The following is a 19,607-nucleotide window of genomic DNA, read 5'->3' on the forward strand; positions in this document are numbered from 1 at the left end:
CTCCATAACCCCAAGATACGTACGCCCTAATTCTTAACTTTACGAGTGATAATCCACTGCTGGGCAATCGAAAGTACGTTGTTCACTAACCAATATACAACCAACCCTGCGGGGAAGTTGAGGAACATAAATGTGAACACTAGAGGCAAAAGCATCATGATTTTCTGCTGAGTAGGATCACCGGCTGACGGTGTCATTTTCTGCTGAAGGAACATGGTAGCACCCATCACGATCGGAGTGATGTAAAGCGGGTCTTTAGCCGAAAGGTCGGCAAGCCAAATGATATCAGTAAAAGGTAGATAAGTAATAAAGTCGGCATGCCTCAGGGCAACCGTTCCTAATAAAGCCTTATACAAACCGAAGAAAACAGGAATCTGCAGCACCATGGGTAAACACCCACCTGCCGGGTTGACGTTATACGTCTTATAGAGCTGCATGGACTCTTTATTGAGTCGCTCTTTATCATCGCCATATTTTTCACGAAGCTTAGCAACCATTGGCTGTAAACGCTTCATCTGTTCCATGGATTTGTAACTTTTCTGCGATAAAGGCCAGAATAAGAGTTTAATCGCAATCGTTAGCAAGATTATGGATATACCATAGTTATGCACATACTGGTTAAACCATTCTAGCGCTATTGTCAGCGGTTTTGCAATAATATCAAACCAACCGAAATCAATTGCTGAACCAAGGTCGCCAGGCGCTTTGGCCATTGCAACAGGATCCATTGGCCCAAAGTAGTAAGAGCAGGCAAGCTTACGTTCTATTCCTTTATCAAGAGAAACAGTCTTTTCTGCTGCAAGTCTGAAAATATCATCCTGAACTTTACCCTTGATAGTAACTTCTTTGAACTCAGGCAGAAGAGCAAGAATGAAGAAGTTGGAATCAATAGCACCCCAGTTCAAGGCTCCAGTTACAGAAACACCGGTTTCTTTCAAGTCATCACGGCTATCTTCTGTATCAAGACCTTCAGGACCGAACCACGCGATACGAGTTGGGTTATACTGGTCATCTTCAGAACTGAGACTCTTAGTCGCAGTAGTGAAAGCCAATCTGCCCTGCCCGCTAGGGTTTGATACATTGAGGACGCGAACGTCTTCATCTATCAAGTAGCTATCAGCGTGAAATGTAAGACGGCGTTCAATTCTGAACCCTTCTACATCTCCGCGGAAAATAAGAGTTCCGATTTTGTCCCCATCAAGAGACAAATCATTACCTTCATAAGCCCATACGCCATTAACCCAAGTAGCAATCCCATTAAGGATAAGACCCATAGGAGCTTTGTTAAGAGCGTTTTCACCGACCATATCCACATCAGGAGAGTTCGGATCAATTGTTTCTTTGTAACGTTTGAGCTGGAAATTCTCTAAGAGTCCACCCTGTGAATTAATCACAGCAGAGTAGAGAGGTGTTTCCACTTTAAGTCTAGTTCCTTTAGCAGAAACTATCGCAGTGGTGGTTATAGGATCTGGAAACTGATTTGATACAGGTCCGTTAGAAGCTGTATTCGAGTTCTGATTCTGTGTAACGGATTGCTGCTGGATCGGCGCTGGTTGTTGCGGCTGGGGAGGAAAAAGGAATTGCCAGCCGAGAAGTACGACAAAGGATAAGGCAACAGCTAAGATAACGCGTTTGTTTTCCATTTTTTAATTTCTCACTCATTTGACCTTTAAATTCAGGTCGAGACTGCGCGGTGGTAGATTTTTAGGGACGGGGACTGGATCATGTCCGCCCTTGCATAGCGGATGACAACGCATCAGACGCCACAAAGCAAACACCCCTCCTCTGATCACTCCATGAAGGGAAATCGCCTCTATGGCATATTGCGAGCAGGTAGGATGAAAGCGGCAGCACCCCGGAAATAACGGGGAAATAAACTTCTGATAAAAGCGTATTGGGTAAAGAAACAGAGTCCGCATTCCCTGATTTCTCATTCCTGAACCTGATTTACAGCCAGCTTATTAAGCTTACTAATAACCGTGCTCAGTTCTTTTTCAGCAAGACCAAGAGTGATTTTCTTGCCGTCCAAAGCTCGTTTGGGCACAAATATTATGTCCGCCTGAACTTTGATTTGATTTTGATAGAGCCTGAAGAATTCCCGTATCACTCTTTTGATACGATTCCTGACAACAGCAGGCCCCTTTTTTCTGCTCACGGTAAGGCCCAAACGAACCCCGCCGGGGCCGCTACCATGGCAAAGCACGAACAATATAAAATTCTTCGTGTAGTGTTTCTTTCCCTGCTCATAGCAGAGATCGAAATCAGGCTTCTTAAGGAGACGATGCTCCTTAGTCCACTTTAACAACCTAATCTTTTGCGTCCTTTAGCACGGCGTCTTGCAATAATTGCGCGACCGCTTTTTGTGCGTGAGCGAACGAGAAATCCGTGAGTTCTTTTTCTTCTGATTACACTTGGCTGGTAAGTTCTTTTCATACTATTTCTCCAAAAATTATTTTCTTGATTCTACCGGAATATTCCGGTCACAAGGAACGGGAACATATATCCCCAATGGGGGACATCGTCAAGAAATGTTTTTCAAACTAAACTGGTTCTAAACACTTTTAATCTCACTCCGAATAATTTATGTTCCTTCGAAATGAAAACAAGACCGCATACCCTGATGTTTGCCATACTGTCAAAGTCTAATAGCATATAAAACACATTTCTTTCAATTTCGTCCTGTTTTTAATAAAAAGAGATTAAGATGTATGGCTTATATCTTCATCATGGTTATGTTGCATTTGTTAAGACAAATTTGGCAGTAAAAAAACTTTATGTCGCTTATAAATTATTTTAATTAGGGCTATTTGCATTGCTTACAGTCCGAATATCAAAGGAGAATTTCATGTCAGTCATTCAAAACTTCTGGAACTTAAAACTCGGTGAACTCAAAGAAGTGCTCGAAGACAACGGCTTCACCACTCATGTTGCGCACAACGGAAAAGCAGCTTCCATGCTGATTCTTGACAAAATTATCCCACAGCTCTCTCCTTCTTCCATCAGCTTCGGCGGTTCTATGACTGTTGTTGATACAGGTTTATTCGATCAGATCAAAAAACTTGATAAAGTTAAAGTAATCGACACATATGATGTAAAACCTCCTATGGCTGAAAGAATTGAGCGCCGCAGACAGGCACTACTCACAGATCTTTTCATCACCAGTGCCAATGCTCTCACCGAAGAAGGCGAGATTGTTAACCTAGACGGCACAGGCAACAGAGTCGCAGCCATGGCATTTGGTCCGAAGAACGTTATAGTACTGGTCGGTAGAAACAAAATTTGCGGAGACTTAGACGCAGCTACACGCCGCATTAAAGAATATGTGGCTCCTGTAAATGCTATGAGACTCAAAAGAAAAACACCTTGCGCAGTAACAGGAACCTGTGCGGACTGTAGCTCCCCTGAGCGCATCTGTTCAGTATGGGGAATCACCGAAAAGTCATCCCCTAAAGGACGTATTCACATTGTCCTTATTAATGAAGACCTCGGATACTAGTTCAATATAGCTGAATATTTTCACTACACATCGATATTCAACAAAAGGGATTACAGGTCTTGAAATTTTAATTCTCGTCTGTAATCCCTAGTTTATGCTCATAGACCACTATTTATCTTTAATGACGGAACAAAATTGACCAGAAAAAAGCACACTGATCACGCTCGCAATTACCGAAAAAACGTTACTCATTCAAAAGCAGAAACTTCTTTTCAAGTTGTTGTCGAGCAGACAGATCTTTTTATCATCGCTGAAAGAAACCTCAGCGCAGAAGCTGCTGCGATCATTCACGAGGTTCGTTCCGTTATAAAAGCTCACATCTTCATTAATCCGCTATTCGGTGCAAGCCTTGCCCCTGTGCAAGTCCCTGATGGTGCTGATCCTGTGATTTTAGCAATGGCTGAAGCAGCTGCCCTGTGCGAAGTCGGCCCGATGGCAACGGTGGCCGGAGCGGTTGCACAGGAGGTCGCGACTAGGCTCGCTCCCTTATCCGAAAACATTATAGTGGAAAACGGTGGTGACATTTATATGAACTCCACAACCCCCCGCACAGTCGCCCTTCTATCAGATCCAGACTCAGACTCACAGATAGCCTTAAAGATCGATACAGAAGAGTTTCCTGTGGCTATCTGCTCATCATCAGGAACCATAGGACACTCACTAAGCCTCGGGAGCGGCGATCTGGTCACGGTAAGATCAAAAGATGCACGCCTTGCGGACGCAGCAGCAACTGCATTGGCTAATCTTCTCAAGTCTCCTGCGGACGTGCCTCTCGTAATAGAAAAAGCCCGGACCCTGTCAGAGCAACTGACAAAATCCGGGACTAAATACGGTTTAGATGGAGTTTTCGTTCAATACGATTCCAAAATCGGAGCATGGGGCGAAATTGAGCTGATTGCGCTGTAATTTAGCTTACTGACTTACAGCCCCTTGTATCGCCATGAATGGAGGGCTGATGGTATCCATCTTATCTCTGTGGAGCACCATTCTATAGCCGAAAGAAATGAACAAAGGTCCTGACATTATCTGTTCCGGCTTAAGCTCGAAATCGAAAGGTACACCAACGCCGGCTTGCAACTTTTCAGGAGAGAACACTTGCATTCCCTGCGCCAATACGACCCCGTCATCATCGCTTAAGTAGCCCTGAATCCAAAGCTCACCAATCCACCTTGCCCACTCAGGAACATTATCTTTTTGGATAAAAGCCGTGCCACGTATACCAAAGCTGTCTTTGCGCGGTACCACCTGATAATCAAAATCCATAAATTCCATCGAGATCTTGCTGGGACTTTCAAGCACCCAGTGATCACGATTCAAATGCGAAACGTCAAGATGAGCGCACCCTGCGGACATCAGAACGAATAGTACAAATAAAACTCCGGTAATTTTTTTCATCTCAAAGAATACCTATTTCTCCGGTAGCAGAAATTAACCGCAACCTGTAATTAGCTTAGTTCTATTCGACTTTACTCTATTTGACTCAATTCGATTCATTTTAATTTACATTAATTCAACTTAGACTCAACAGATTCGACCTTTCCATGAAGCCGATCCTCTGCGCCGCGGCGGCAGTCGGCCTTCATTACTATATAGATTCGGTCACAATCAGTCGCCAGCTCGTTATAACATTTTGTTATCGCAGCCATGATATCATCCCACTCTCCTTCAATGCAGGTCCCCATAGGACCGAGCTGGCAGGACAATCCACTACTTCTAATAATATCTACAACCCTAGCAACATAAGGACTAACGCTAACGCCCTTATCGGTAGGGAAAATAGTTAATTCTACTAATACACTCATGTTGTCTTCTCCATTTTGCATTGATATAGATTAACCACACAGGTTTAATGTACATCTCCACACCATGAGAAGGCAAGCATGTAAAGCATTATTCAGAATCTTTTAGAGCCTTAATATTCCAGATATCTTCAGCATATTGGCGCATAGTCCTATCCGTCGAGAACTTGCCCATACGCGCAGTGTTCAATATCGCTTTCCGAACCCAGATAGCGGGCTTAGCATACTCTTTATCCACTATCTTTTGAGTAGCAACATATTCCTCAAAATCAGCCAGATGCATATACTTCTCATTGTCCGTCAACAACTTCTCTACCACCCAGCGGTACATGCCCGGCTCTCCGGGAGAGAATCTACTGGACGCTAATGCATCCAGCACCTGACGCACATCCTCAGATTTTTCGTAAATCCCGCGCGGATGATAAGTGCCTTCCATTAAAGTTTTTTCAACTTGATCCTGCCTGAGCCCGAAGAGGTAGAAATTATCAGCCCCGACTTCCTCACGCATTTCAACATTTGCGCCATCCAGAGTTCCAATGGTCAAAGCTCCGTTCATTGCAAACTTCATATTTCCAGTCCCTGAAGCTTCCATTCCCGCTGTTGAAATCTGCTCACTCAAATCACAGGCAGGTATCATTTTTTCAGCAAGTGATACACGGTAATCAGGAGTAAAAGCGACCTTAATTAACCCCTTAACGCGCGGATCTTTATTTACAACATCTCCGACACTATGGATGAGCTTGATTATCTGTTTAGCTTCCCAATATCCCGGAGCGGCTTTCCCTGCGAAAATAAAAGTTCTCGGGCAAAGCGGCTCTTTGCCGTGATCAACCAGTTCAATATAAAGATGAATAATATGCAAAACGTTGAGCAACTGCCGCTTATACTCGTGTATCCGCTTAGCATGGATATCAAAAATTGAGTCAGGATTAACTTTAATATCCAAAGTACTTCTTATAAAATCTGACAAAATTATTTTATTCGTACGTTTGGCAGCAGTATACTTTTCACGGAAAGCAGCATCATCAACGTATTTCTCTATTCGTTTCAAGTCACTAAGGTCAGTGATCCACTTCTTACCGACAGAATCTATCAGCAGTTTGGACAACGCCGGATTAGACTTAAGCAACCAACGACGCGGAGTTACACCGTTAGTTTTATTATTAAATTTATCGGGGTCCATTTCATAAAAATCAGGGAAAAGCCTACGCTGTACGAGATCAGAATGAAGCTCTGAAACCCCATTTACTGAATGCGAGCCAATAACAGCCAGGTTCGCCATACGAATTTCTTTTTTGCCATGCTCGTTAAACAACGACATACTCTTAATTTTCTCGGCGTTACCGGGATATTTTTTTGCAACACCGGCGAGGAAGCGACTGTTAATCTCATAAATCAACTGTAAATGGCGCGGCAGGACTTTTTCAAACAATTCAACCGACCAGCTTTCAAGTGCTTCTGGAAGTAACGTATGATTGGTAAAAGCACAGGTGGCTGTAGTGATTTCCCAAGCCTTTCCCCACTCAATACGCTTTTCGTCCACGAGAAAGCGCATAAGTTCAACCACAGTCAATGCCGGATGAGTATCATTCATCTGAATGGCCACATAGTCAGCAAATTGTGAGAAGTCTTTATTCTGAGCGGAGAACCTACGGGTAATATCTCTCAAACCACAGGCCACAAGGAAATATTCCTGAATGAGGCGTAGCTCTTTACCAAATGAAACAGATTCACTCGGATACAAAACCTTAGTGACCATCTCAGATTCAACTTTGCGCTGAACTGCTCTGATGTAATCACCCTGATTAAAAATTTCCATGTCGAAATTTTCGGAAGATTTAGCTGCAAACAATCTAAGATAATTTACAGTTTTGCCGCCAAAACCGACAATTGGGATATCGTACGGAATACCGATCAAATCTTCCCAGTCCATCCACATGGGCAAATATTGACCATCAGGAGAAAGGCTATTCTCAACCCTGCCGTATAAAGGAATAATTACCGACTGATCTGGCCGCGCAATTTCCAGCGGCATGCCTTCGGTCATCCAATAATCGGCCAGTTCCTTCTGATATCCATTTTGGATGGACTGCCGAAACAGTCCATATTCATAGTGGATACCGTAACCGCACCCGGGCATATCAAGAGTTGCAAGGGAATCCAAAAAACAAGCTGCAAGACGTCCGAGCCCCCCATTACCAAGCGCAGGGTCACGCTCACTTTCGCGAACTTCGTCAAGATCATAACCGATCTCTTTAAACAACTCTTCGCAACGTTCAAGAAGTTCCATATTGCACAGGGAGTTACCCAGACAGCGCCCAAGAAGATATTCGATAGAAAAATAGTACATGCGCTTAGCTTTCGTTTCACGATATCTGTCGCGCGTCTTAATCATGCGCTCAACAAGACGATCCCGCATGGCAAGGGCCAACGCTTTTCCCATATCATGCTCACTCGCATCACTGAGCTCTTTACTAAGGGAAAACACAACATGATCGCTGATGTCACGAATGAGACTTTTGCGGTCGTTTTTCTTTTTTAAAGTAAACTTTCTTTTTTTTATCATGGGCGCTCCTTATTATTAACGAACAATAATATAAATACACTAGCAGTTTAAATATTCTAAATCTACTTTAATAAAATAGGCTTCACTCCCCAGACCAAGAATTCTAAATACATATTTAACATCATTCTAGAATTTACTCAGCAATGGTGTTATTAATATTCAAACAACAAAGTATTTAAGCCTTAGCACCATACGCTAGAAACAAAAACACATTGTATTTACAAATATTTACAGAGATAAAACCATGAAAAAAGAAACTAATGCCGAATCTTCACTAAACAATATTCTTCGTGAGGCAGAGCAAACAATTGCGCAGATAGTTAAAAGCGGAGTGCCGGAAGACATAATCATTCAGCAGATACAGAGATTTAAAAAAGGTTTTCCCTTCACAAAAATAATAAAGCCATGCAGCCCGGATGATGGAATACTTATAATTCCCCAAAAGGAGCGCGCACAACTTATCGGTAAATATATCAAAGCGGCAGAAGCAGGACGAGTAACCAAATTTGTCCCAGCCTCAGGCGCGGCAACTCGTATGTTTAAATCACTGCTATCTCTTTACAACCGCTCACACGACAATAATTTTGCAATAGCTAAGGATGACGAAGACTATCAAACTACTCTTGATTTTATAAACTCAATACACAACTTTGCCTTTTATGATGAATTGAAACACCTCATGAGTAAAGATGGACTTGATCTTGATGAATCGTGTACAAAAAAGGATTATCAAACAATCCTTAAATACGCCCTAACACCAAAAGGTTTGAACTATGCAAACCTTCCTAAAGGGTTGATCCCATTTCACACATACTCTGATCATGTTCGAACCCCATTTGCAGAACATATTGCCGAAGCAGTTGAATATACAAAGAGTAAAAACGGACAAGTAAGCATCCACTTTACAGTTTCACCGCTACACAGGGAGAATATTGAGCAGCACGTATCTAAAGAGCTAAAACACTACCCTGACATTGATTTTGAAGTTTCTTATTCTGAACAAAGAAAACAAACGAATACTATCGCCGTAGACCTTTCTGACAAAGGATTTCGCACAAATGAGGGGCACATACTCTTTAGACCTGCTGGGCATGGAGCTTTGATTATTAACCTTAATGAACAAAAAAAAGACCTTATTTTTCTCAAGAACATAGATAATGTTGCTCCTGACAGGCTTAAAGAAGACACAATCGAAAGTAAGCAGGTGCTTGGGGGGTTGCTCATAGAACTACAGGAACAGATCTTTAAATACGTCCGCACTTTAAAAGGAGATCTTCCAGACATAGCTACGCTTAACTCGATAGTAAAATTTGCAAAATCGAGTCTATCTATGGCTTTCCCGGACAATTATGAAACCTTAACTGGAAAAGAAAAAGTGGAATGGCTCCTGTCCAAATTAAACCGCCCAATACGAGTATGTGGTATGGTAAAAAACCAAGGAGAGCCAGGCGGCGGACCTTTTTGGGTAAAAGGGGCAGATGGGCTTCCCGCGCAACAAATAGTTGAAAAAAGCCAAGTAGATTTAAATGATGCTACGCAGGCGGAATGCCTGACATCAGCAACACATTTCAACCCTGTGGATATTATATGTGGGGTTCGGGACTATGAAAATAAGCCATTTGACCTATTAAAAAGAATTGATACGAACACGGGATTCATATCACTTAAATCTAAAGACGGAGAAGAATTGAAAGCGATGGAGCTTCCCGGACTCTGGAATGGATCCATGGCTGATTGGATTACTATATTTTCTGAAGTTCCGCTTAGTACCTTCTCTCCGGTCAAGACAGTGAATGACCTACTGAAAAAGGAGCATCAGCCTTAGATATCCCGATTGACGAAAGCAACCAGCGGGCGAATCTAAAGTTATTACTCTTTAATTTTACCCATAGAAAAATGAACAATCATATCTGAAACTTCTTCCAGCCATGAATGGTCATGACTAACTATGACGAGAGTGGTTCCGCATTTATCACGGACTGTAGCGGCAGCTTCACGAATAAGAAGTGTACTTTCGCGGTCCAAGCTGGCTGTAGGTTCATCAAGAAGCATAACGCGTGGATTAATTGCCAGCCTTGCCGCAAATGCAACCCTCTGCGCCTCACCGCCGGATAGTTCATACCAATGACGTGACATGAATAAATCTGGATCGAGGCCAACCATATTAAGAGAATCCCGCACAATGCTCTCAATATTATCAGCATCCCTAAGCTCTAGCCCGTAGGCAACATTTCTGCCAACAGTTCTCTTCAGAAGATACGGCTCCTGCGTAAGTAGAGACACTTCACGCCGCAAATCGGTATTAGCAATGTCGACCAATTTACCATCATAAAAAATATCACCGGAAGTGGGGCTTTCGAGAAAAGCCAAAATGCGCATCATGGTGCTTTTACCGCTACCATTATGACCGGCCAGACCTACAATAGCGCCTTTGGGTATTGAAAAATCAGATACATTCAGAACAGTTTTGCCGGCATAGCTCTGGGTAACATTAGACAATTGGTACAACATATCACTCATGATCCCACTCTCTTTTTAATGCCGGACATTGCAAAATTCACGGAAAATGCAACTATCATCAGCACTAGGCCCAACGCGATTCCCATTGAGAATTCGCCTTTCCCCGTCTCAAGCGCAATTGCAGTGGTAATGGTTCGCGTATGCCACTTAATATTCCCCCCTACCATCATGGAAATACCGATTTCGGAAACAATCCTTCCATAAGCAGCAGCAGCGGCAAGCACTAAACTATAGCGGGCCTCCCAGAGAGTTGTGCGTAATATCTGACTGTGGGCAGCACCCAGAGTGAGGAGTGTATTTTTTAGTCTCTGATCAAGAGCTTCAACAGCAGTTGCCATCATCGCGATAACAATCGGTAGCCCTAAAAGAGCCTGTCCGATAGCAATACCGGGAATAGTAAAGAGAAGCCCCATTTCTCCAAGCGGACCCTTGCGGGAAAGAAAGGCATAAACAAGTAGCCCTATTACAACCGTTGGAAAAGAAAGCATTGAATCAACGAAAGTCCTAAGAAATTTTTTACCGCGAAATTCATGATAACCAAGTAAGAAACCAAGAGGAGCACCAATAAGTAAGCTGATTGATATCGAAACGGTTGAAACAGCAAGAGTAGTAAATATAGCTGAATACGTCTCAGGATCTCCTCCGAAGAGAAGAACGAATGCGTGCAAAAACCCATTTACAATAAAATCCATAGAATACTGCCTCTATATAAAAAAAGGGGATGCATGTGCATCCCCTCAAAATAAACTTAGTCTAACATTAAATTATTTTGCGTTAGGAATGAATAATTTTTTGCCAAGAAGCTTAAAGTTAGCAACTTCTTTCTGAGTTTTAGGAGAAGCCATCCACTCAGAGAACTTTGTAGCAAGTTCGTACTTGGCACTTTTGCACTTTTCAGGATTTACAGCAAGAACACTGTACTGGTTGAAGAGAGTTTTATCGCCTTCTACAAGTACTTTAAGGTCAGGAGAACCATTCTTGTTAGCTTCATATTTAATGTATGTACCGCGGTCAGTCATGATGTAACCATCACGTTCTTCAGCAACAGTAATACTTTTAAGCATGCCCTGTCCTGTCTGAATGTACCATGTGTCTTTATCTGGGACAGCCATGCCTGCACCCTTCCAAAGAGAAAGTTCTTTTTTGTTTGTTCCTGAATTGTCACCGCGGCTTACGAAAGCAGCTTTTTTAGCAGCAATAGTCTTCAAAGCTTCAACAACTGGAAGACCTTTTACGCCAGCAGGATCAGAAGCAGGTCCGATGATAACGAAATCATTGTACATAACTTCTCTACGATCTTTCAGTGCGCCCATGTCTACGTATTTCTGTTCAGCAGCAGGAGCGTGAACCATCAATACATCAACATCACAATTTTGGCCCATTTTAAGAGCTTTACCTGTACCTACAGCGGTCCAGCGTAATTCAATTCCTGTATCTTTCTGAAATTTAGGAGCTAGATCATCAAGCAATCCAGTGTTGGCAGTACTAGTAGTTGTAGCCATCATCAAAACGTCAGATGCCTTTACTAAGCTAGGCGCGACTAGTAATGTAAAAATCGCAAGAGTTGAAAGAAGCACATTAATTTTTTTCATTTTCCCTCCAAAATGGAAAAGTTCGTATTTATAGTATCAAACAGACCTACCGTAACGGCCCATTGTAAAATAGGGCCATCATTGTTATTACGTCCTAAATCAGAAAAAACAAAATATGTCAATACTCACATAATCATACTTTCAGTTTGGACCTAACTAGTTTACTATACCTAATAAGTAGGTCTTTCCATAAATAATTCTGTGCAGGACTTGAAGCAGAAAAGAAAACCTTGCTCATTTTGTGATACTTACTCTAGCTATAAGGAAACAGGCAAAGGTGCATAAATGATAAAAGACAGCTTGGATTTCACAGTCAAAGAATACTCTAATAATTCGTTCACAGAAAAACATATTAAGAGTATTCTTGAAATTCCGTTAACTATTAATCTTAACGGACGGGAAGTTGTCACATTGCTGACCACTGCGAAATACCCTAAATTTTTAGCCATAGGTTTCTTAAAATCAGACGCTTATATTTCATCACGCGATCAGGTAATAGATGTTAAAATAACTGAGTTTGAGGACAGAATAATTGCGGACGTGACTACAAGCCATGATCCATGGAAAGGACGTGTTCTCGAGTATTCCATCACATCTGGTTGCGGAAAAGGAACAAACTTCGGACGAAATGTCTCAACCATTTCTAAGAAGACAATCTCCTCCGATCTAAAGGTCACCCCTGACCAGATTTTGCACCATGCCCGCACTCTGCATGAGAGATCTACCCTCTATGGAAGAACCAGAGGCTGTCATAATTCTTCTATCTGTACCCCTACAGAAATGCTCTATTTCAGAGAAGACATTGGAAGGCATAACGCTATAGATATGATAGTTGGACAATGCTTCTTTGAAGAAGTCCCGACTAACGGAAAAATGATTGTTTCGACCGGACGGGTTGCCTCAGAAATTCTACTGAAAGCTGTGCGCATTGGGGTTCCTATTTTAGCTTCAACAGCTGTTGCCACCAGCTTCTCCGTAGAGCTGGCAAGAAAAATAGGAATTACACTCATAGGTAATATCAGCGACACAGGATTCTGGGTATACAATGATCAAGGTCGCATTGAAGGCCTTTAAAGATCACTTTGAAATAAAATGACACACTCATTTATATTATGCCTTTCTGCACACAATAACATTTAGCGTACCCAGATAACCACTTTATCTAAGCGTAAAAAAAAAACGCATTGCGCACCATAAAATCAAATCATTAAAATCCCTTATCTTATTTATTCACATAAATATGGTAAGGGATTTACTTTTGGATATCTGTTCATTTTGGCACAAATTAAGCAAAATCTCTGATCTCAACTTTTTTATAACAACTCGCTAACTAGCCCTGATTACGCCTAAAAATATCTACATTAAATCACTGTTGACTGGCTACTTAAAAAGGGTATGATCCGTGCAAGAATGAAAGCAAGTAACACCCCTATGCACCTTTCGCTAAGAAGGTCTACGCCCTACTTAGTGTAAAAACGAAAGCAATACTTGAGAAGATGCAGTATGGGCTTTTGAATTTTACCGTCAAAGCAAAAGAATTTAAGCGCGTCATCCGGCGCAACGGGCAAATACAGGAGAGAAATTATGACTTTTGACTACACCAAAGCAGAAAGCCAGTTGGATAAAAAAATCATTGAACTTAGCAAAAAAGAATTTCTTCCGGCTGAACTTGTTAGCCTTATATCAAATGTAGCAAAAATTCAGCTACAAGCCGAAAAACAAGCCTCCCCTGTTATGCCAGAGGCATCAGCTCTTGCCTCTGCGGATGAAAATATCCAAGGACGCCCACTGCTCGCACGAGCCGATTTTCCATACGATCACAAGCAGGCCGCAGAACTATTTGAATCATTCACTCAAATACTTATAAACTTAACTGGCCCAATTGCCGACGCCACAGCTCTGATTTCCGATCAAATTAAAAATGGAGAACTTGAGCTGGAAAAAGTTTTCTCAGCCTACCTCGAAGGTGATGATAGCTTTTTCGCAAAATGCGGTGAAGACACCCCCGAAGCTCCACGCACACTAAATTTTCTCGTCCAATCCGCAATAACTCCATCAATTAAAGTAGTAGCTAGAAATATTGCTGAGAATTTACCTACACTTGCAAAAGAAGAGGTTGAAGCTCCTACCAGTGTAGACCTTAACATTGAGCTAAGCCCTCCAGCAGCACGTAATCACGGACATTGCCCAGTATGCGGCAGCATCCCTTTTATACATGAACTGCGCCATAAGCAGGGATTCCGTTATGCAGACTGTTCATTCTGCCACACTGAATACCGTGTACGTAGACTAGCTTGTGCTTATTGTGATCAAACAGATCAGTCTAAAATGAAATTTTTCAATGTTGAGGGCGAACCGGGATATCGCGTAGAAGTATGCGACAGTTGTAATAACTACATCAAAACTATTGATTTCAGAGAAATGGATAAAGTTTCGATTCCGACACTTGACGATCTCGAATCTCTTCCATTGGACTTTCTAGCTGTTGAGGAAGGATACAAACGCGGCACTCTGTCTTCTTGGGGGTTCTAAAATGACTTTGATCGACAAACTTGGACGAAGTGTCAGTTATCTAAGATTAAGCGTGACCGATCGGTGCAACTTACGTTGCTCCTACTGTGTTACTAAAGATTTCAAATACACTCCGCACCCGAATATTTTGAGGTACGAAGAAATGCTGCAGCTAATTGATATTGCAGCATCGCTCAACGTCTCAAAACTCAGGCTAACTGGCGGAGAACCATTTGTTAGACTAGGATTCATGGATTTCGTTTCGAGCATTGTCAAAAGTCATGAAGATATGGATTTACGAATTACGACCAACGGCACAGTGCTTGAACAATATGTACCTGAGCTAAAGAGACTGGGTGTGAGCAGATTAAACATCTCGCTGGACACTTTGAATAAAGAAACATTTGAGTCCATTACTGGCTGCGATTACTTAGAAAAAGTTTTGAGTTCCATTTCAGCATGCCTTTCTGCTGGAATACACATTAAAATTAATGCCGTAGCCATGAAAGGAGTGAATGATCACGAGCTTGGTTCTTTCATAGAGTTCGCCAAGGAAAACCCCGTTGACTTTCGCTTCATAGAGTTCATGCCCATGGGACAAGACACACGGTGGACGGACGAATCCTTCTGGGGGGCAGACGAAATACTAGAACAATCTCGCCAATTTGCTACTCTGACTCCAATAAAAAGAACGGCAGAAAGTAGAGGTCCCGCTCAAATGTTTTCCATTAAAGGTGGAAAAGGAAAATTAGGACTCATATCACCAGTTAGCTCCCACTTTTGCGCAACATGCAACCGACTTAGGATCACATCAGACGGAAATCTCCGTACCTGCCTCTTTTCTGATAAGTCCTATCGTTTACGCGAAATTTTACGAAACCCGAAACTCAGTGACAAACACATCTTACAAGTTCTTGCCAATGCGACCAAAGACAAACCTCTCGGAAATAACATATTGCAAACGAGAACAGGAAGTGAAGGCGTATGCGGAACACAGATGTCAGCAATCGGCGGGTAGTCGATAATGATAACATGATCCAAATGGATGAACGCACAGCAATGTTTAAAAATTTGACATCCTCGGAAGAGGAAGCCAAAAATTTCCTTATCGCCAATTGCTTTGGGGACAGAAAACCCTTCTGCCCAAGATGCAGAGAAAACAAGTTATACACGCTTAGCGGCAGTCGTTATCGTTGTTCATCATGTAAATATACATTTCAGGACTTCAGCGGTAGATGGATTAATAATGGGGGGCTATCCTGTACAGAGTGGATACAACTTATTAAACTTTTTGCTGAAGACAACACCGCGCATGCTATCTCGCTAGATTTGGGTATTTCATACAATGCAGCCTACAAGGCTATTTCATCCTTAAGGTTTGCGATTCTGGCTCAGGCAATTGATGCTGTGCAGCTTCTCGGACCGGAAACAGGCCTTAACAAGCACCTGAAGAATAAAAAACTGACCGGAATACCCGCAAAATCAGGTTCAGAAATTATTCCTGTATTCGGCATACTCGAGAAAAATGGCTGGGTGTTTATTGACCTTATGCAAAATATAAGTGCTGAATCAGTTTTCCATTTCAACCATAATTTCCATCTTAAATTAGTACGCCACGGAAGTATTATTCATACTGACCGTTATCAAAAGTACACAGCTCTCATACTTTGCGGAGACGACTCATTGCCGCTGGACTACATCCGTAAATATCCAGGAGTAACCCCTGAAATTGAAACTTCGGGCGGTGAATTCTGGAAGTTCGCAAGAGACAGGTTCAAACGTTACAAAGGAATTTCTCCGCATAGATTCCCTCTGTACCTCAAAGAGCTTGAATTTAGGTTTAATAACCGTAACAAGGATCTCTTTGAACTTTTGGTAAACTATGTTTGTAAAATCGTCCCTGATGTAGATTAAATTAATCTTAGACACTTATTCAAAAATAATCGCGCTACCCCTGAGCACAGGAGTAGCGCGATTATTTTTTTGAATTTACTGCTTATTTTGAGACTTCAGGGGCAAAGTAAGCAAAGATCATCTTTTTATTATGTACACAAAAACATACTTTACAAAAAGTAACACTATATCAAGATGTTGCAGCACAAAAGACCTATCAACACCATTCTCCACAATTATTACGCAAAAGAATATTCACCAAAATGCAACAAAAAGCGTATCAAATAGCCTCTAACTATATACTGCCGAGCCTCTAATGTCCAAAAAAAACTTAAAATAATGGGTTTAGTGTAAAAGCAGGTTCAAGCACGACTTTGTATCTTTAAATTAGATCCACCGCTAAACAGTTTATCACAAGACAAAAACAATCACACATATTTCTACCCTACCTCCTCTTATTTTAGGGTAAGAACGAAGGCCGCCAGAACTCTGTCCTCTGGCGGCCTTCATCCATTTTTAGCTCCTCACAAAAAAACGCCCAAAAAGAAACTATGTTTCAATTCAGGCGTTACTTAATTCAATTAATCGTAAATATGAAGAGCTTCTCACACCGTAACAGGCTCAATAGCTAAGCGACAACAACCCTATTTTTACCCTTATCTTTAGACTCGTACATAGCATTATCGGCCCTAATATTCAAAGAATCAAGGGTATCTCCAACAATGTACTGTGCTACACCACAGCTGACTGTCACGATCATACCTTCAACGGCTTTTTCTGATATCTCAGCGCAAACGCTAGTGTTTTCCACAGAGCTCCGTATACGTTCAGCGATTATCGCCGCCTGTTCGCTATCTCCATGGACAAGAATAATAAACTCATCTCCACCCCAGCGAGCACAAATATCACTATCTCTTATGCTGGAATCAATAACACCCGAAACCTCTTTAATCACGCGATCCCCTTCATTATGTCCACAGGTATCGTTCACGGCTTTAAACCCGTCAATATCAAGTAGTACAACAGAAAAAGGGCTGCCATTCTTAGAGTACTTGCTCATCGCGGAATCAACTCTTCTCTCGAAAGATCTGCGATTGGCAATTCCCGTAAGTTCATCAGTATTTGCCTGAACCTCGAGTCGTACCTGAAAATGATTAATTGATATTATCGATAAAAATATTATGAGCAAAGTAGCCAGCGCACCGATACTTAACGTTCTGATAAAGTTATCCCGAGCAGCTTTCATTGCAATGCTTTCGTTCTGCTCAACGATTAAGAACCAATGAAATTCAGGAATAAAACGAGCAGTCAGATGTACAGTTTCATCGCCATTTTTGTACTTGAACAATGCAGGATTCTTTCTATCCATATCAAGCACTTCGCGAGCTATACTTCCAAGCCCCGGCACATCGTTAATGTTTAATTTTTCAATTAAATTTTTATCAGTGTGCGCCTGAACAACCCCTTCGGGGTCTACGAGAAAAATATTTTTAGAATACTTTTCAGTAAATGTCTTAAGAAGTCCGGCGACTTGATCCATCTTAAGACCAACGCCGGTCACTCCAAGAAGATTGCCATCACGGTCTTCAACTCTATGATTTATAAAAATAGTTAGAATATCATCAGCGGCCTCATTTGAGTCCACATCAAAATCATAAGGTAACCCAGAGTCAACAAAGTCATAGTACCAAACGTCGTGCCTATCATGTTTTGAGACAGTCTTTAGAACTCCATCATAATAAAAGTAGTCGCTGGTTTTAGCAGAAACAAAAAATGAAGTGAAGAACCCGTATTTCTCTCTTATTTCTCCGAGATAACGCATAATTTGAACAACGTCAGTCTCGCCTTCGGCAACCCAGTCTTTCAAAAATATATCATTTGCCATCAAGGAAGAAACAAACAGCGGACGCATAAGACCAGACTGCATTTCTGAATATATATTGTCACGGGTTAGTGGCAGTGCTGAATGCTGAATTTCATCACGAGCGGAATCCCGGGAAACATTATAATTGAATAAAGATACCGAAATAAAAGCGACAACTAAAATAGTCGTTAGCGCCGATATCAATTTAAGACGTAGAGACATCTATCCTCCTGAAAACTAACTAAAAATAAAACTTGAAAGGTAAGTCTAGCACACTTTACCCCTCCCAAGAGAATATACAATAAAAATTATACATGAAAAATGAGCACTAGCATATTAAAAATAGCTTGCCCTCATTCTAAACATAAAACATCAAAATATTAAAATAAAGTTTTAGAATTTCCGTGAGACTGTAGATGCTGATAGGCTTTTGCTGTTGCCACTCTGCCCCGTGAAGTTCTCTTCAAAAAACCGCACTGAATGAGATAAGGTTCATAAATATCTTCGATAGTTCTAACTTCTTCCGAGCAGGCAACCGCGATTGTTTTAATACCAACCGGACCGCCTCCAAACTGATCAATCAAAACAGAGAGAATCTTACGGTCCATCTGGTCAAGGCCGAAAGGATCTACATCAAGGCGATCAAGGGCCATATCTGCAATCTCTGCGTTAACAACACCATCACCATGCACTGTGGCATAATCCCGCACACGGCGAAGCAGTCTATTCGCAATACGGGGAGTCCCGCGCGAACGTCTACCAATCATGAATGCACCCTCATCTGTAACTTCCAGATCAAAGATACGCGCGGCACGGGTAACAATATGCGCCAGCTCGTCGGGAGAGTAAAATTCCAGTCTGAAAATACATCCAAATCTGTCGCGAAGAGGCGAGGTGAGAAGGCCTAAGCGAGTTGTCGCGCCAACTAGGGTGAACGGCTCAAGGTCAATTTTAACAGTCCTAGCAGCCGGGCCCTGACCTATAATCAAGTCAAGGTTAAAGTCTTCCATAGCGGGGTAAAGCACTTCCTCAACAGAGGAAGGCACCCGATGAATTTCATCAATGAAAAGGATATCGTTACGAGAAAGATTGGTAAGAATTGCGGCAAGGTCTCCGCTTCTCTCTATAACTGGGCCGGAAGTGGAAATCAGGTTCACACCCAGTTCAGAGGAAATAATCCGGGCCAGCGTAGTTTTGCCAAGGCCGGGATTGCCATAAAACAAAGTATGATCCATCGCAGTTCCGCGCCCGCGTGCCGCCTGAATGAATACATCCAGATTGCTGCGCAAGTCATCCTGACCGATAAAATCGGTAAGCCGCTGCGGTCTAATATTATCATCAGGAAGAGTGCTCTCGATCATACTTC

The 19,607-nt window shown here is 42.0% G+C and carries 19 protein-coding genes; 7 read left to right on the forward strand and 12 right to left on the reverse strand.

Translation table 11 applies throughout. The features are described 5' to 3' along the window. Positions 1-26: 26 nt before the first annotated feature. Genes yidC through rpmH form a run of 4 tightly spaced genes read right to left on the reverse strand, consistent with a single transcriptional unit; the run spans position 27 to position 2,433 of the window. Entirely contained in the window at positions 27-1,643 is a 1,617-nt protein-coding gene (gene yidC, locus BR06_RS0102840; protein ID WP_031479922.1) for a membrane protein insertase YidC, read from the reverse strand. Positions 1,644-1,658: 15 nt separating this feature from the next. Further along, on the reverse strand, positions 1,659-1,934 hold the full coding sequence (yidD, locus tag BR06_RS20045; RefSeq protein WP_328285868.1) for a membrane protein insertion efficiency factor YidD: 276 nt from the start codon (positions 1,932-1,934) through the stop codon (positions 1,659-1,661). Continuing rightward, entirely contained in the window at positions 1,931-2,305 is a 375-nt protein-coding gene (gene rnpA / locus BR06_RS0102845; RefSeq protein ID WP_235727644.1) for a ribonuclease P protein component, read from the reverse strand. Before rnpA ends, yidD begins: the two co-directional genes overlap by 4 nt. Next, a complete protein-coding gene (gene rpmH / locus BR06_RS0102850) occupies positions 2,299-2,433 on the reverse strand; it encodes a 50S ribosomal protein L34 (protein ID WP_031479926.1) in 135 nt (44 codons plus the stop codon). The genes rnpA and rpmH overlap by 7 nt, the downstream gene beginning before the upstream one ends. Positions 2,434-2,845: 412 nt before the next feature. Here rpmH and BR06_RS0102860 point away from each other — a divergent pair, with 412 nt between their 5' ends. Next, a complete protein-coding gene (locus BR06_RS0102860) occupies positions 2,846-3,496 on the forward strand; it encodes a lactate utilization protein (RefSeq protein WP_031479928.1) in 651 nt (216 codons plus the stop codon). 135 nt (positions 3,497-3,631) lie between these two features. Then, positions 3,632-4,402, forward strand: a complete 771-nt coding sequence (locus BR06_RS0102865) for a UPF0280 family protein (protein WP_031479930.1) — start codon at positions 3,632-3,634, stop codon at positions 4,400-4,402. Between the two features lie 6 nt (positions 4,403-4,408). Here the strand turns inward: BR06_RS0102865 and BR06_RS0102870 are convergent, their stop codons facing one another. The 3 genes from BR06_RS0102870 to BR06_RS0102880 form a co-directional block, all read right to left on the reverse strand. After that, positions 4,409-4,891 carry a hypothetical protein gene (locus BR06_RS0102870; RefSeq protein WP_031479932.1) on the reverse strand — a complete coding sequence of 161 codons (483 nt, stop codon included), beginning with the start codon at positions 4,889-4,891 and terminating at the stop codon, positions 4,409-4,411. Between the two features lie 110 nt (positions 4,892-5,001). Continuing rightward, the gene (locus tag BR06_RS0102875) at positions 5,002-5,298 is read right to left on the reverse strand and encodes an MTH1187 family thiamine-binding protein (protein WP_031479934.1); all 297 of its coding nucleotides are present in this window, start codon (positions 5,296-5,298) and stop codon (positions 5,002-5,004) included. Positions 5,299-5,386: 88 nt separating this feature from the next. Continuing rightward, on the reverse strand, positions 5,387-7,861 hold the full coding sequence (locus BR06_RS0102880; RefSeq protein WP_051676873.1) for a glycogen/starch/alpha-glucan phosphorylase: 2,475 nt from the start codon (positions 7,859-7,861) through the stop codon (positions 5,387-5,389). 244 nt (positions 7,862-8,105) lie between these two features. Between BR06_RS0102880 and BR06_RS0102885 the strand changes: the two genes are divergently transcribed. Further along, positions 8,106-9,686, forward strand: coding sequence for a DUF4301 family protein (locus BR06_RS0102885; protein ID WP_051676874.1), 1,581 nt, complete (start codon positions 8,106-8,108; stop codon positions 9,684-9,686). Positions 9,687-9,730: 44 nt separating this feature from the next. Here the strand turns inward: BR06_RS0102885 and BR06_RS0102890 are convergent, their stop codons facing one another. From BR06_RS0102890 to BR06_RS0102900, 3 genes are all read right to left on the reverse strand, one after another. Beyond that, complete coding sequence (locus BR06_RS0102890; protein ID WP_031479940.1) at positions 9,731-10,381, reverse strand: energy-coupling factor ABC transporter ATP-binding protein; 651 nt, start codon at positions 10,379-10,381, stop codon at positions 9,731-9,733. Beyond that, positions 10,378-11,073, reverse strand: a complete 696-nt coding sequence (locus BR06_RS0102895; protein ID WP_031479942.1) for an ABC transporter permease — start codon at positions 11,071-11,073, stop codon at positions 10,378-10,380. The genes BR06_RS0102890 and BR06_RS0102895 overlap by 4 nt, the downstream gene beginning before the upstream one ends. A 72-nt stretch (positions 11,074-11,145) precedes the next feature. Beyond that, positions 11,146-11,973: a substrate-binding domain-containing protein gene (locus BR06_RS0102900; protein ID WP_031479944.1), complete on the reverse strand. Its 828-nt coding sequence runs from the start codon at positions 11,971-11,973 to the stop codon at positions 11,146-11,148. A 285-nt stretch (positions 11,974-12,258) separates the two neighbouring features. Between BR06_RS0102900 and fdhD the strand changes: the two genes are divergently transcribed. The 4 genes from fdhD to BR06_RS0102920 all read left to right on the forward strand — a co-directional run bounded on the left by fdhD (position 12,259) and on the right by BR06_RS0102920 (position 16,398). Then, complete coding sequence (gene fdhD / locus BR06_RS0102905) at positions 12,259-13,047, forward strand: formate dehydrogenase accessory sulfurtransferase FdhD (protein ID WP_031479946.1); 789 nt, start codon at positions 12,259-12,261, stop codon at positions 13,045-13,047. A gap of 510 nt (positions 13,048-13,557) precedes the next feature. Next, on the forward strand, positions 13,558-14,505 hold the full coding sequence (locus BR06_RS0102910; RefSeq protein WP_031479948.1) for a formate dehydrogenase accessory protein FdhE: 948 nt from the start codon (positions 13,558-13,560) through the stop codon (positions 14,503-14,505). Between the two features lies 1 nt (position 14,506). Beyond that, positions 14,507-15,502, forward strand: a complete 996-nt coding sequence (gene moaA, locus BR06_RS0102915; protein ID WP_031479950.1) for a GTP 3',8-cyclase MoaA — start codon at positions 14,507-14,509, stop codon at positions 15,500-15,502. 23 nt (positions 15,503-15,525) lie between these two features. Next, positions 15,526-16,398 (forward strand): transposase, encoded by an 873-nt coding sequence (locus BR06_RS0102920; protein ID WP_031479952.1) that lies wholly within the window; start codon positions 15,526-15,528, stop codon positions 16,396-16,398. 607 nt (positions 16,399-17,005) lie between these two features. Here the strand turns inward: BR06_RS0102920 and BR06_RS0102925 are convergent. Both BR06_RS0102925 and ruvB read right to left on the reverse strand, forming a co-directional pair. After that, positions 17,006-18,463 carry a sensor domain-containing diguanylate cyclase gene (locus BR06_RS0102925; protein WP_031479954.1) on the reverse strand — a complete coding sequence of 486 codons (1,458 nt, stop codon included), beginning with the start codon at positions 18,461-18,463 and terminating at the stop codon, positions 17,006-17,008. Between the two features lie 158 nt (positions 18,464-18,621). After that, positions 18,622-19,602 carry a Holliday junction branch migration DNA helicase RuvB gene (gene ruvB, locus BR06_RS0102930; protein ID WP_031479956.1) on the reverse strand — a complete coding sequence of 327 codons (981 nt, stop codon included), beginning with the start codon at positions 19,600-19,602 and terminating at the stop codon, positions 18,622-18,624. Between the last annotated feature and the right edge of the window lie 5 nt (positions 19,603-19,607).

Source organism: Maridesulfovibrio frigidus DSM 17176, from assembly GCF_000711735.1.
Taxonomy (GTDB): domain Bacteria; phylum Desulfobacterota; class Desulfovibrionia; order Desulfovibrionales; family Desulfovibrionaceae; genus Maridesulfovibrio; species Maridesulfovibrio frigidus.